This window comes from Streptomyces sp. NPDC047072 (assembly GCF_040643855.1).
In the GTDB taxonomy this organism is placed as follows: domain Bacteria; phylum Actinomycetota; class Actinomycetes; order Streptomycetales; family Streptomycetaceae; genus Streptomyces.
The window spans coordinates 23540-37209 of record NZ_JBEYVC010000032.1; the positions used below are offsets into that span (position 1 = coordinate 23540).

The following is a 13670-nucleotide window of genomic DNA, read 5'->3' on the forward strand; positions in this document are numbered from 1 at the left end:
GGCATGACCGACGACGTCCTCTTCCTCTCCGGGGAACAGGTGGGCCGCCTGCTCGACGCGGACACTGCCATCGCCTCGCAGCGCGCGGCCTTCACGGCCCTCGCCCGCGGGGAGGCCGACCTGGCGCCGAAGATCATGCGGCCGAGCCGCTTCGACGACAGTGTGGTCTTCGCCTATGTCTCCCGGCTGTCCGCCGACTCCGGGGCCGTCGCGAAGTTCGGCAGCGTCAATCCGGGCAACGCGGCGGCCGGGCTGCCCACGATCCACGCCGTGGTCACGGTGCTCGACCCGGCGACCGGCCGCCTGGCCGCGGTCATGGACGGCACCGCGGTGACCACTCTGCGCACCGCCGCCGCGAGCGCCGTCGCCGTCGACGCCCTCGCCACGCCCGACAGCGCGGACCTGGCGGTCCTGGGCTCGGGCACCCAGGCCCTGGCCCATGTGCGGGCGATCGCCCGGGTACGGGACCTGAAGGCCGTACGCCTGTGGAGCCCGACCCCGCACCACCGCGCCCGCGCCGCCGCCACGCTCGCGGACCAGGGTTTCCCCGTCGAGCCGGTCGACACCGCCGAGGACGCGGTGACCGGCGCTTCCCTCGTCGCGACCTGCACCCTGAGCCGGACACCGGTGGTGCTCGGGCGGTGGCTGGCCCCCGGGTGCACGGTGGTGAGCGTCGGTTCCTTCGAACCCACCCGCCGGGAAGCGGACTCCGACGTCCTACGGCGGTCAGCGGCGGTCGTCGTGGACGATCCGGAGACGGCGGCGGGGCATGCCGGTCCGATCGTGGACGCGCTCGCCGACGGGCTGCTGAGCGAGGTCATCGCGCTGGGCGACGTCCTGACCGGCCGCGCCACCGCACGCACCGGCCCCGCCGACATCGTCTACTACAACAGCACCGGCCTCGGCATCCAGGACGCGGCCGCGGCCTGGGCCGTGGTGCGGGCCGCGCGGGGGGAGCACGCATGAGTGTGGTCGTCATCGGCGGCGGGGTGATGGGCACGAGCATCGCCCGCCATCTGGCGCGGGCGGGCGTACGGGACGTCGTGCTGGTCGAGCGGGACGAACTCGCCTCCGGCTCCACCTCGAAGGCCGCGGGCGGGGTGCGGGCGCAGTTCTCCGACGAGCTCAACATCCGGCTCGGGGCGCGGAGCCTGGAGGCGTTCGGCCGGTTCGAGGCGGAGACGGGTCAGGACATCGGCCTGCACCGGGTCGGCTATCTGTTCCTGCTGTCGACGCCGGAGGAAGTCGCCTCCTTCGAGGCGAGCGTCGAGCTCCAGAACTCCCTCGGTGTGCCCAGCCGCATGATCGACCCGGCCGAGGCCCGCCGGCTCTCCCCGCTCATCACCACGGACGGACTGCTGGCGGCCGCCTTCTCGCCCGACGACGGCCACTGCACGCCCGAGTCCGTCGTGTACGGCTACGCGGCCGACGCCCGCCGCCACGGCGCGACCGTCCTGCGCCACACCGAGGTCACCGGCATCGAACTGCGCGGCGACGACATCACCGCCGTCCTGACGACCAAGGGCCGGATCGCCACCGACACCGTGATCTGCGCGGCCGGCGCCTGGTCCCGGGCCGTCGCCGCGATGGTGGGCGTGGACCTGCCCGTCGAACCCCTGCGCCGACAGATCGCCGTCACCGAACCGGTCGAGGGCCTGCCGCCGAACCTCCCGATGACCATCGACTTCACCAGCAGCCTCTACTTCCACACCGAGGGCCCCGGCCTCCTGCTCGGCATGTCCGACCCCGACGAGACCCCCGGCTTCGACACCGCCCCCCACGACCGCTGGATCCCACGCCTCGCCGCCGCCATGGAACACCGCGCCCCCGCCCTCCTCGACCTGCGCCGCACCGGCGGCTGGGCGGGCCTGTACGAGATCACCCCGGACCACAACGCCCTGATCGGCGAAGCCACTTCGGTCTCCCGCTTCCTGTACGCGACCGGCTTCTCCGGCCACGGCTTCCTCCAGGGCCCGGCCGTCGGCGAGGTGGTCCGTGACCTGTACCTGGGCCGCGTACCCTTCGTGGACGTCAGCCCCTTGAGCGCCGGCCGGTTCGCGGCCGACGCCCCGCGTCCGGAGGCCAACCGCGTATGACCGAGCTCCATCTGTGGCTGCGCCACGAGGACCGTTCCACCGAACGGCGCACGCCGATCGTGCCCTTGGACGCCCGGCGGCTGGTCGAGAGCGGGGTGCGGCTGACCGTCGAGGATTCCCCGCAGCGGATCTTCCCGATCGAGGAGTACGAGGCGGTCGGCTGCGGAGTCGAACCGGCGGGTTCGTGGATGTCCCGGGCACCGCGGGACGCCGTGGTCGTCGGCCTGAAGGAACTCCCGGACCGGCCCGCGTCCTTGACGCACCGTCACATCTTCTTCGGGCACGCCTACAAGGAGCAGCCCGGCGCCGTGGACCTCCTGCGGAGGTTCGCCGCCGGGGGCGGGGCGCTGCTCGACCTGGAGTACCTGGTCGACGACCAGGGGCGCAGGCTCGCCGCGTTCGGCTACTGGGCCGGCTATCTGGGCGCCGCCCTCGCCGTCCTCCAGCACCGGGGCAGGCTCGCCGCTCCGCTCACGCCCACCTCCAAGGAGGAACTGGACGAGATCCTCCGCCCGGCCGCCGGGGACGAGGAGTTCACGGCGCTGGTGATCGGGGCGCTGGGCCGCAGCGGCCGGGGCGCCCGCGTCGCCCTGGATACCGCCGGGATCGGGGCGACCGCCTGGGACCTGGCGGAGACCCGTGCCCTGGACCGCCCCGCCCTGCTCGCCCACGACGTCCTGGTGAACTGCGTCCTCGCCACCAGCCCCATCCCGCCCTTCGTCCGCGAGGAGGACCTGGACGACCCGGACCGCCGGCTGCGCACCCTCTCCGACGTCACCTGCGACGTCGGCTCACCCCTCAACGTCCTCCCCGTCTACGACCGCACCACCGAGTGGACGGACCCCGTGCGCCGGCTGCGCAAGGAGCCCCCGCTCGACCTGATCGCCATCGACAACCTGCCGTCCCTGCTCCCGCGCGAGTCCAGCACCGACTTCTCCGCGTCCCTGCTGCCCCAGCTCCTGGACTTCGAGACCGGCGGGCCCTGGGGGCGCTGTCTGGACCGGTTCCATCAGGCCTGCCGTGAACTCGGCATCGAGGAAGGGGAGTTCCGCCGTGACTGAACCCGGCGCCGCCGCGCCCGATCCGGTCCCCGCGACCGGCACCGTTCACTGGATCGGCGCCGGGCTCTCCACCGGCAGCGGTCTGGCCGCCCTGTGCGACACGGTCGACCGTGTGCTGCTGTGGCACCGCACCGAGGAACGCGCGGAGGCGGCCCTCGAAGCGCTGGGACTCAACGGACAGGCCGTGCCCCGCGCCTACACCCTGTCCGCGCTCGCGGCCGAACTGGCGCCCGGCGACGTCGTGGTGTCGATGCTGCCCGCGCCCGAGCACGCCGGGATCCTGGCCGTCTGCGTCCGCGAGAGCGCCCACTTCGCCTGCTCCAGCTATGTCTCCGACGCCGTCCTCGACCAGGTCCCGGACGCGGAGAAGGCCGGGGTCGTCGTCCTCACCGAGGCGGGGCTCGACCCGGGCATCGACCACCTCTTCGCGCACAGCCTGGTCTCCCGCGCCCGCGCGGCCATCGGCGACCGTACGACAGCCTCGTACCGTCTCACCTCGTACTGCGGCGGAGTGCCCGCGGTCCCGAACGACTTCCGGTACCGCTTCAGCTGGGCCCCCGCCGGTGTCCTCAACGCCCTGCGCTCGCCCGCCCGTTACATCGAGGACGGCACCGCGACCACCGCCGACCGGCCCTGGGAGGCGACCCGGACGCATGTCGTCGACGGCGAGGCCTTCGAGGTCTACCCCAACCGCGACAGCGTGCCCTTCGTCGAGCAGTACGGTCTGCCGTCCGGCTGGACGGCGGAGACCTTCGTGCGCGGCACCCTGCGCCTGGAGGGCTGGCTGCGGGCGTGGGAGCCCGTCTTCGAGGAGCTGAAGGCCGGCGACGACGCCCGGATCGCCGCGCTGGCCCAGGAGTTGGCGGCCCGCTACCCGACGACCGAGGAGGACCGCGACCGGGTCGTCCTCGCCGTGTCGCTCGACGTGACGGGTGCGGAGGGCCGGACCTGGTCCGGCGGCTACCTCCTCGACCTGGAGGGCGACGACGAGGACAGCGCGATGGCCCGCTGTGTCTCCCGCACCCTCGCCCTCGGCGTGCGGCACATCCTCGACGGCTCTCTGCCGGCGGGACTGAACCGGGCCGCCGAGACCGCCGCCCGGTCCGAACAGTGGCTGGGCGAACTCGCCCGTGAGGGCGTCCACTTCACCCTGCGTGTGGACGCATAGGTTCGAGTGGACGCATAGGTCCTATTCGACGATCGCTTCGTGCACCAGTCGCTTGAGGTCCGGGAACAGCTTCAGCGTCTTGGGCCGCACCTGCGTGTAGAACTGCACGGTCAGGTCGCGGCCCGGGTCCACCCAGAAGGTCGTCGAGGCGGCCCCGCTCCAGCCGAACGCGCCCAGCCCCGTGGGCGCTTGAGTGCGGGCGGGGTCGATCACCACGGAGACGCCGAGGCCGAAGCCCATGCCGTCGTTGTTCGGCTCGTCGTGCGCCGGCCTGCTGCCGAAGGACCGCAAGTCAGCGCCGTCCGGCAGGTGGTTGGAGGTCATCAGGCCGACCGTGTCGGCGGACAGCAGCCGGGTGCCGTCGAGTTCGCCCCGGCCGCGCAGCATCTCCATGAAGCGGTGCATGTCATGGGCGGAGGCCGCCATCCCGCCGCTGCCGGACAGCAGCCGGGGGCGGCCGTGCAGCGGGAGACCGAGGACCGGCTCGATACCGCCGTCCTCCGTCTCGCCGTACAACTCCGAGAGCCTGCCCGCCTGTTCGGGCGAGACGCAGAACCCGGCGTCGGTCATCCCGAGCGGGCCGAAGACCCGCTCCGCGCAGAACACGTCGAGCGGCTGACCCGAGACGACCTCGATCACCCGGCCCAGCACATTGGTGGCGACCGAGTAGTTCCACTCGGTGCCCGGCTCGAACTGGAGCGGCAGGCGCGCGTACACGTCGACCGTCTCCGCCAGCGTCGAGCCCATCACCACCGAGGACTCCAGACCGGCCGCCGTGTACAGGGCGTCGACCGGGTGGGAGTGGTAGAAGGCGAAGGTCAGACCCGCGGTGTGGGTCAGCAGATGGCGGATCAGTATCGGCCCGTCGGCCGGGCGGGTGGTGAGGCCTTCGCCCTCGCCGGAGACGTACACGCGCGGCTCGGCGAAGGCGGGGAGGTGCTGTTCGAGCGGGTCGTCCAGGGAGAGCCTGCCCTCCTCCACCAGGAGCAGCGCGGCGACCGAGGTGACCGGCTTGGTCATCGAGTAGATCCGCCACAGCGTGTCCGCCTCGACGGGCAGCCCGGCCGCGAGGTCGCGCCGGCCCATCGTCGTCAGGTGGGCGACCCGGCCGCCCCGGGAGACCGCGACGAGGTAGCCCGGCATGCGTCCTTCGTCGACCCAGTGCGCGAAGTGCTGGTCGAGGCGGTCCAGCGCCTTCACGTCCAGCCCGACCTCACCCGGGTCGACCTCTTGTCGCAGCTGTGCCATGGCTCTCCTTCGTCGCGTCCGTCGAGGTGCGATGCGGCATACCCGCCCGCGAGCACCTCAGACATCATCGTCGCGCAGGAACACCGCCCGGGACCCCGGGTCGGCCGTGATCGCCGACCACCGGCCGGGGAATGCGCCGTGCGGCCGGGCCGGTTGTTCCCGGCATGACTCAGGACGCGACACAGGACGCACTGCTCCGGCTGCTCTCCCGCGGCCACGGCGGGGTGCTCGTCACCCTCAAGCGCGACGGCCGCCCCCAGCTGTCGAACGTCAGCCACGCCTACTACCCGGACGAGCGGATCATCCGGATCTCCGTCACGGACGACCGCGCCAAGACCCGCAACCTGCGCCGGGACCCCCGCGCCTCCTACCACGTGACCGCCGGGGACCGCTGGGCGTACACGGTCGCCGAGGGGACGGCCGACCTGACACCGGTCGCGAAGGACCCGCACGACGAGACGGTGGAGGAGCTGATCCGCCTCTACCGCGACGTCCAGGGCGAACACCCCGACTGGGACGACTACCGGGCGGCCATGGTCCGCGACCGGCGGCTGGTGGTGCGGCTGAAGGTGGAACGGGCGTACGGCATTCCGGAGCGCGGCTGAGGACGCTACCGGGGCCGCTCGATCGCCGCGACCCCCTCGGGGACGGCCAGGTACACGTGCCGGCCGTCCACCACCGGCCGGTACTCCGTGCGGACCGGCATGCCCGGGTCCAGCACGCACCGGGTCACGCCGCCGGCGTCCACCACGTACAGCGACGCGCCGAGGAGCACGTGGACGAGGCCGCCGTGGACGGTGGGCTCGCTGTGCGCGCCCCTGCCGGGGGCCTCGACCGTCCACACCGTCCGCCCGTCCCGGTCGACGGCCTTCAGCTCGTTCGAGGACGCGCTCACGACCAGGTCGCCGAGGACGGTGTGCGGCGGGACGACGACCGCCCCGCCGAAACGCGGGGGCCATCCGGTCGCGGAGTCCCGCCCGGACGCCGGCAGCAGCCGCCCGTCCACGGGATCCAGGGCGAACACCACCTCGTCGTTGCGCACGTACACCACGTCCTCCGCGACCACCGGCTGCTGGCCCAGCTTCCCCGGCAGCCGGGTGCTCCAGGCGACGCTCCCGTCCGCGCGGTACGCGCGCACCGTGCTCCGCATCGCGAACCGGTCGGTGGTCACCAGCACGAGGCCACGGGCCACGACGGGGAGCGTGTCGTACGAGTCGTAGCCGCCCCGGTCGAACACGCGCTCCCAGCGGACGCGGCCGTCCACGCCCACCGCGCACAGCCGCCCGCCGTTCCGGTACACGCAGTAGACGCCGTCGTCCGTGGCCACGGACGCGGTGACCGGGCCTGTGCGGGCCCGAGGCTTCTCGACGGGCGTCGACCAGAGGTCCGTCCCGGTCCGGGACACGGCGTACAGGCTGCCGTCCATGGCCCCGAAGTACAGCCGGTCGCCGTCGGGGGAGGGGGTGACGGCGGGGCTGCCGAGTTGTCCGCTGAGCATGCCGTGCCGGGAGAGCCACTGCACGGTCACGGGCCGGGGGTCGGGCGGCAGGGGGTCGGGCTCGGGCTCCGGTGGCGTGCCGTCGCCGTCGTCGCGGTCGCGCAGCCACAGCCAGGCCCCGGCGGTGAGCAGGGCTCCGGCCGCGAGCGCTTGCAGCGTGCGTCGGCGGGTCGGGGGCGGGGCGGGCGTGTCGGCGGGGTTCTCTGACAGACAGCGGGCGACCAGGTCCCGTACACCGTCCGGCAGGTCCGACAGATCCTTCTGCAAGGGCACACGCCCCGACGCCGCGTACGCGAGGACCGAGCCCAGCGCGAACACGTCCTCCGCAGGCCCCACTTGGCCGCCCATGTGGCTGACACCGAGGTCGACGATCCGCGGTCCGTCCGCACCGAGCACCACGCTCGACGGGTCGAGACCCCCGTGGACCAGGCCCTGCGCATGGATCGCGTCGAGCGCCTCGCCCAGCGCGGCCGCCAGCAGCCGTACGGCTTCCTCGGGCAGGGGGCCTTGACGCCGGACGGCCTCGCGCAGGTCGGGACCGTCGATGAACTCCGTTGCGATCCAGGGGTGTTCACTCTCGGTGTCCGCGTCGACGATCCGCGCCAGGTACGTCCCGGGACCGGCCGCGATCCTCCGCGCCGCGCAGACCTCCTCGTGGAAACGGGCACGGAAGACCGGGTCCGCCGCCAACTCCACCCGCACGACCCTCACGGCCAGGTGCGTACCGTCCGCCGCCTCGGCCAGGTACACCTCGCCCAGACGACCGGCACCGAGTCCACCCAGGACCCGGTACGGCCCGACCCTCCAAGGATCCGTCCCGCGCAGCCGCCGCACCCCGAACTCCCCCTGCTCGACCCCGCAGAAGCGAGCGTATAGGCGGGCGTACGCTCCCGTGTGACAGCTGATGCACAGGTGAACTGCGGTGCATGGCACGGTGGGTGATGTCTCGTCACCTCCGCCGCCACTCGCTAGGGTTGATCCACTGCGAGGACCACGGGCGGGGGAGTGCACGGCATGATCGATCTGATCTCGGTGGGAGCGATCAGCGCGGTGCTGACCGCTGTCGGAGGCGGCATGGCGGGCGAGGCCGGCCGCTGGGCCTGGGAGTCGGCGGGCGGACTGGTCCGGCGCATCGCCGGACGCGAGGTGACCGCGCCCACCACCGCCGACCAGATCGACGAGGTGGCCCGCCTGGTCCACGATCGGGTGCACCAGGACGCGCAACTCGCCCGTTCCTGGACCCTGTTCGCCCGCACCGCACCCGTACCCGGCGCGCCCCGGCGGCTGCGGCGCCCGCAACTGCCCGACGCCCCGCGCTACTTCACGGACCGGGAGCGGGCCGTGAAGCTGCTCGACAAGGAGGCGTCCCGCCCCTTCGAGGGCCGCCCGCGCCTCGCCCTCCTGCACGGGCCCGAGGGCATCGGCACCACCACCCTCGCCTGCCACTGGGGCTGGCGGCAGACCGCCCGCTTCCCCGACGGCCAGCTCTACGTCGATCTGCGCACCCGTACCCCCGAACTCGCCCTGGGCGATCTCCTGCGCCAACTCGGCGTCCCGGACGCGGAGATGCCTCCGTCCCTCCAGGGCCGTGCCGACCTCTTCCGGGACTGCGCGGCCGACCGGCGGATGCTGCTCGTCCTCGACCACGCGGAGTCCCTCGCGCAGGTACGGCCGCTGCGCGCCTCGGCGCCCGGGGTGTTCACCCTCGTCATCGCCCGCCAGCCGCTCGCCGGACTCGGCGCGCTGGAGATCCCGGTCGGACCGCTCGCGAAGAAGGACGCGAGGCAGATGCTGGAGCGGATCGTCCCCGAGTCCGTCTTCGCCGAGGTGCGCCGCAGCTTGCCGGCCGTCCTGGACCGGTGCGCCGGCTCGCCGTACGCCCTGCACTCCGCCGCACTCGGGCTTGCGGCGAGTCCTTCGCGGGGGCTCCCCGAGCCGGCGGGGCCGGGCGAGCCCCCGGGCCCGGCGGCGCCAGGGCGTCCTGGCGAGCCCTCCGATCCTGGCGGACCCGCGGATACCGGCGCACTCGGTCATCCGGCTGCGCCCAGTGATCCTGCCGCGCCCGTGGACCCGCCTGCGTCCACGCGTCCCGGCGCACCCGTAGGTCAGGGGGTGCCGACGAACCCCGGCGTCCCCGCGACCGACCCCGTCCGCACGGCCGTCGAGCACGCCTACCGCCGCCTCGCCCCCGACGCGGCCCGCCTCTACCGTCTCGCCGGTCTGCGCGACTGGCCGGGCCTGGACGCCGCCGCGGCGGCCCGTGCCGCGGACTGCGAAGTCACGGACGCCGCACGGCACTTGGCCGACCTCACCACCGCGCTGCTCCTCGAAGAGACCGCCGCAGGCCGGTACCGCTACCGTGCCGCCGCCCGGTCCCACGCCGAGCGCGAAGCGGTCCTGGTCGACGGCATCGGGGCCTGCTCCGCAGCCGTCGCCCGGGTCGTCGAGCACTACCGGGACCTGGCCGTGGGCGCCGCCCGGGCCGCGCTCCCGGAGAGCTGGCGGACGCCCACCGCCCCCTCGCCGGTCACCTTCGCCGACAAGGGCACGGCCGTCGCCGCCCTCGCCGCCGACGCCCCCGGCCTGGTCGAAGCCGTGCGCACCGCCGAGGAGTTCCACGACCCGGACACCGTCGTGCTGGTGGGCAGGGCCCTGTGGCCGCTCCAGCTCAAGGCCGGTCACCTCGACGTCGTCCTGCCCGCCCTGCGCACCGCCGCGAGGGTCGCCGACGAGCACCTGCCCGGCACCCGCACCGCCGCCGCCCTGCACTTCCAGCTCGCGCACTGCCTCATGGAGACGCGCCGTTGGGACGAGGCCGAACCGGAGGCGCGTGCCGCCGTCCGCGACGAACGCACGGCCGGACACACCCGCGGCCACGCCTCCGCCGTCGAACTCCTCGGCCTGCTGCGGATGCGCCAGTGGCGGTTCGCCGAGGCGTACGCCTGCTTCGAAGAGGCCTACGGCATCTACGACTTGATCAGTCCTGACGACGAGGACCACGGCGACCTCCCGCGCGCCCGCGCCCTCCTGGACCGGCACAAGGGGCGCGCCCTCGGGTATCTCGGGCGCCGGGAGGAGGCGGTGGACCACCTCAACCGCGCGCTGGAGATCTTCCGGGCCGGACCCACTGCAGAGACCTACAACACGGCGCGCACGCTCACCGACCTCGCCGACTTCCATCTGGAGGGCGGGGAGCCGCAGCTGGCCCTGCCGCTGATCGACGAGGCGCTCGGTCAACTCGGCCGCGAACAGGCCGAGTTCCATGTGATCCGACTCCAGGCACTGCGGGAGCGCTGCGTCACGCCGGAGTGATGTCCACCTGGCGGTCCGTCCCGCCGGTGCGGACCACCAGCACCTCATCCCATGCCTTGCCCGCCGCTAGCCACGCGTGCAGGGCCGACGCGTACACGGCCGGATCCGCGTCAGCGCCGGGCCCGGCCGTCAGCCGCAGCAGCGCTCCGGCCCGGGTGCGCACGACGCAGGACGACGGCGATGTGACATACGCGGCGAGCGCGCAGTGCGGATACCGGTCGAGGACCTCCGCGCTCCAGCGCGCGGGCGGCCCGAGCCGCGGATCGTCCTCGGCGCCGTACCGGAACACCACGTCAGCCAGGTCGAGTTGATCCGTCTCCCGGGTGTCCTCGTGGATCGCCGTGTGCACCTCGAAGCCCTCCTCGTACGGCGGCTCGTGCGGGCCCGCGAACCGGGTGACCGCGATCTCGCCGGACCCGAGCAGCCGGGTCAGCACCCGGAGCGGGACGGTCGGCACCGGCGGTTCGTACGGCGGGAGTTCGAGCGGTTCGAGGCGCGCGGGTGCGTCGGGCTCGGGGAGGTCGAGGGCGTCGTAGAAGAGGCGGCGCAGCCGGGCGGCGGACTCGCCGGGGACGGAGCTGACGAACTCGGCGGGTTCGGGCGGGGGTTGGTGCCCGTCGATGAGTGACCGCAGCTGGGCGCGCAGGGGTTGCGTGGGGTCCAGGCGGGGTGCCGTACGGACGAAGGCGTGGACTGGGGCGTCGGGGGCGAGGCCGGAGAGGGGTGCGGCGCCGAGGAGGACCGGGGTGCCGAGGGCGGCGGCGTAGTAGGTGACCGAGCCGTGGTCGCCGATGACCGCGTCGGCGGCGATCAGGGCCTGGCGCCAGCCGTGCAGGGGGTCGACGAGGGCGAGGCCCGCGCGGCGGGCGCGGTCCAGCCAGGCCCTGATCTGGCCGGGGCCGTGGCCGTGCCAGACGTTGGGATGCAGGACCGCGGCGAGCCGGTACTCGTCGGCCGGGAGTTCCGAGGTCAGCCGGGGCAGCAGGGAGGGGAGGAGGTCGTCGCCGCCGTCACCGAACAACGACTCGGGGTTCCAGGTGGAGTTGAGGACGACCAGCCGCTGACCACGGCCCACACCGAGTGCGCGGCGAAAGCGGTCGCGGTGCGGGCGGGCCGCCAGCATGCGGTCCCAGCAGGGGTCTCCGGCGAGTACGGCGGTCGGGGCTGCCTCGGGACACACGGCGCGGAGACGGTCGTACTGCTCGGGGTGAGAGAGGACGAGAACATCGGCGATCGGCTTCCCGTCGGAGTCGAGCAGCCACTCGGGCGAGAGCCCGAAGACGGGCGCACCCGGCTCCACCGACGCCCACCCCGCCGACCCGTTGCCCGGTGTCGGGTGTCGGGTGTCGGGTGTCGCCAGCCTCTTAGTATATCCGACACCATGCGACAACACGCTCAATACGCCTGAAAGTGACCGGAGTTGACCGCCGAAGCTCGCCGCGATCACCAAGGCGACCGGCGTGGCCACGGCCTGTTCCCACGGCAGCACGGGCACACCGGTATCGGCCAGCAACTCCGCTACCCCGGCCCGGAAAGCGGACGATCCCGGGCAGGTGGCCAGCAACTGCACCCGGAAGTCGTCGTGGAAGAGCGGCAGCACGTCCGACAACCGCGTCGCCGCGGTCACGTTGTGGACGACGACCAGCACCTTCCGCGCACCCGCCCGCGTGGCCCACCGCGCCGAGTCGTCCCCGACCGGCACCCGTATCCATGCGTCCCCCGTCACCTGCCCGTCCACCCTTCGTCCCTGTGCGCACGACCGGGCAACGATAGTCAACGGCCGATCCCGTGCATGCCGGACCCCCGGAGCCGTCAAGGGCGACCGGGGGCCGGGGAGGTCGTAAGAGGTCAGGCCGTCACCGTCTCCGCGCGCGAGGGCTCACGGGAGGCGCGCGTGCCCAGATCCGGGGTCGGGATCTTGTGTGTCTCGCGGGCCGTCAGGGCGGCCAGTACCGGTGGGACGCACAGCGCCGCCGTGAAGAGGGCCACCGCGGACCAGTCCGTGCCGTCGGACCCGGCGATCTGGGCCGCGAAGGTGACCGCGAAACCGGCCACGGCGAAGCCGATCTGCGTGCCGATCGCCATGCCGGACAGCCGGACCCGGGTCGAGAACATCTCGCCGTAGAAGGAGGGCCAGACACCGTTCGCGGCGCTGTAGACGACACCGAAGGTGACGATGCCGAGGAACAGGATCAGCGGGTAGTTGCCCGTGGAGATCGCCCACAGGTACAGGAACATCATCACCGCACTGCCCACCGCGCCGACCAGGAACACCGGGCGCCGCCCGATCCGGTCCGACAGCGTCGCCCACGCGGGGATCGCGCCGAGCGCGACGAGGTTGGCCAGCGCCCCCACCCACAGCATCGAGGACCGGCTCATCCCCACCGCGTCGCTCGTCGCGTACGCCAGCGCCCACACCGTGAAGATCGTGGAGACCGAGGCGATCAGCGCGCCCCCGATCACCCGCAGCACATCCGCCCAGTGCTCCCGCAGCAGCACCGCCAGCGGCAGCTTCGGCACGTCCCCGGACGCGGCCTGCTGCTCGAACGCCGGCGTCTCGTCCAGCTTGCGCCGGATCACGAACCCGACCACGGCGACCGCGACGCTCATCCAGAACGGCACCCGCCAGCCCCACGACAGCAACTGGTCCTCGGGCAGCGCGGCCACCGGAATGAAGACCAGCGTGGCGAGCAGCTGACCGCCCTGCGTGCCGCTGAGCGTGAAGCTCGTGAAGAAGCCCCGCCGGTGCGAGGGCGCGTGCTCCAGCGACATGGAGTTCGCGCTGGCCTGCTCACCGGCGGCCGAGATGCCCTGGAGCACCCGGCACAGCACCAGCAGCACCGGGGCGAGGGTGCCCACCTGGTGGCGGGAGGGCAGACAGCCGATGAGGAAGGTCGACAGGCCCATCAGGATCAGCGTGAAGACCATGATCTTCTTACGGCCGACCCGGTCGCCGAAGTGTCCGAGGAAGAGCGCCCCGACCGGCCGGGCCGCGTACGCGACACCGAACGTGGCCAGCGACAGCAGGGTCGCGGTGGCCGGATCGGACTCGTCGAAGAAGACCTTGGGAAAGATCAGGGCTGCGGCGCTGCCGTAGATGAAGAAGTCGTAGTACTCCAGGGCGCTGCCGATCCAGGCGGCGGTGGCGGCCTTTTTCGGTTGCCCGACGGCTTCGGCGGGGACGGACACGGCGTTGCTCCTTCGGGGGACTCCGGGAGCTACCCAGTCGCGGTTAATTAACCCACTGGGTAGTTAATGAGCGGTTGCCGAGGATGTTGCGCCCGCGT

11 protein-coding genes are annotated in these 13670 nt (G+C 73.1%); 7 read left to right on the forward strand and 4 right to left on the reverse strand.

The genetic code is table 11. From position 1 onward, the window contains the following. Window positions 1–3: 3 nt before the first annotated feature. From ABZ896_RS16730 to ABZ896_RS16745, 4 genes are read left to right on the forward strand one after another with little or no spacing between them, the layout of a single operon-like run. Window positions 4–966, forward strand: a complete 963-nt coding sequence (locus ABZ896_RS16730) for an ornithine cyclodeaminase family protein (protein ID WP_360928535.1) — start codon at window positions 4–6, stop codon at window positions 964–966. Further along, on the forward strand, window positions 963–2096 hold the full coding sequence (locus ABZ896_RS16735) for an FAD-binding oxidoreductase (protein ID WP_360928538.1): 1134 nt from the start codon (window positions 963–965) through the stop codon (window positions 2094–2096). Before ABZ896_RS16730 ends, ABZ896_RS16735 begins: the two co-directional genes overlap by 4 nt. Then, on the forward strand, window positions 2093–3157 hold the full coding sequence (locus tag ABZ896_RS16740) for a saccharopine dehydrogenase (protein ID WP_360928541.1): 1065 nt from the start codon (window positions 2093–2095) through the stop codon (window positions 3155–3157). The genes ABZ896_RS16735 and ABZ896_RS16740 overlap by 4 nt, the downstream gene beginning before the upstream one ends. Then, window positions 3150–4325, forward strand: a complete 1176-nt coding sequence (locus tag ABZ896_RS16745) for a saccharopine dehydrogenase family protein (RefSeq protein WP_360928544.1) — start codon at window positions 3150–3152, stop codon at window positions 4323–4325. Before ABZ896_RS16740 ends, ABZ896_RS16745 begins: the two co-directional genes overlap by 8 nt. Before the next feature lie 21 nt (window positions 4326–4346). Here the strand turns inward: ABZ896_RS16745 and ABZ896_RS16750 are convergent, their stop codons facing one another. Beyond that, window positions 4347–5573 (reverse strand): serine hydrolase domain-containing protein, encoded by a 1227-nt coding sequence (locus tag ABZ896_RS16750; RefSeq protein WP_360928547.1) that lies wholly within the window; start codon window positions 5571–5573, stop codon window positions 4347–4349. 164 nt (window positions 5574–5737) lie between these two features. Between ABZ896_RS16750 and ABZ896_RS16755 the strand changes: the two genes are divergently transcribed. Then, the gene (locus ABZ896_RS16755) at window positions 5738–6178 is read left to right on the forward strand and encodes a PPOX class F420-dependent oxidoreductase (RefSeq protein ID WP_360928550.1); all 441 of its coding nucleotides are present in this window, start codon (window positions 5738–5740) and stop codon (window positions 6176–6178) included. Window positions 6179–6183: 5 nt separating this feature from the next. Here the strand turns inward: ABZ896_RS16755 and ABZ896_RS16760 are convergent, their stop codons facing one another. Further along, window positions 6184–7821, reverse strand: a complete 1638-nt coding sequence (locus ABZ896_RS16760; RefSeq protein ID WP_360928653.1) for a PQQ-binding-like beta-propeller repeat protein — start codon at window positions 7819–7821, stop codon at window positions 6184–6186. Here ABZ896_RS16760 and ABZ896_RS16765 point away from each other — a divergent pair. Next, window positions 7789–7947 carry a hypothetical protein gene (locus tag ABZ896_RS16765; RefSeq protein ID WP_360928661.1) on the forward strand — a complete coding sequence of 53 codons (159 nt, stop codon included), beginning with the start codon at window positions 7789–7791 and terminating at the stop codon, window positions 7945–7947. The two genes, ABZ896_RS16760 and ABZ896_RS16765, sit on opposite strands and share 33 nt — an antisense overlap. 138 nt (window positions 7948–8085) lie before the next feature. After that, the gene (locus tag ABZ896_RS16770; RefSeq protein WP_360928553.1) at window positions 8086–10383 is read left to right on the forward strand and encodes a tetratricopeptide repeat protein; all 2298 of its coding nucleotides are present in this window, start codon (window positions 8086–8088) and stop codon (window positions 10381–10383) included. Here the strand turns inward: ABZ896_RS16770 and ABZ896_RS16775 are convergent. Continuing rightward, complete coding sequence (locus ABZ896_RS16775; RefSeq protein WP_360928556.1) at window positions 10370–12109, reverse strand: hypothetical protein; 1740 nt, start codon at window positions 12107–12109, stop codon at window positions 10370–10372. The genes ABZ896_RS16770 and ABZ896_RS16775 overlap by 14 nt on opposite strands. A 122-nt stretch (window positions 12110–12231) precedes the next feature. Next, entirely contained in the window at window positions 12232–13572 is a 1341-nt protein-coding gene (locus ABZ896_RS16780) for an MFS transporter (protein WP_360928559.1), read from the reverse strand. Between the last annotated feature and the right edge of the window lie 98 nt (window positions 13573–13670).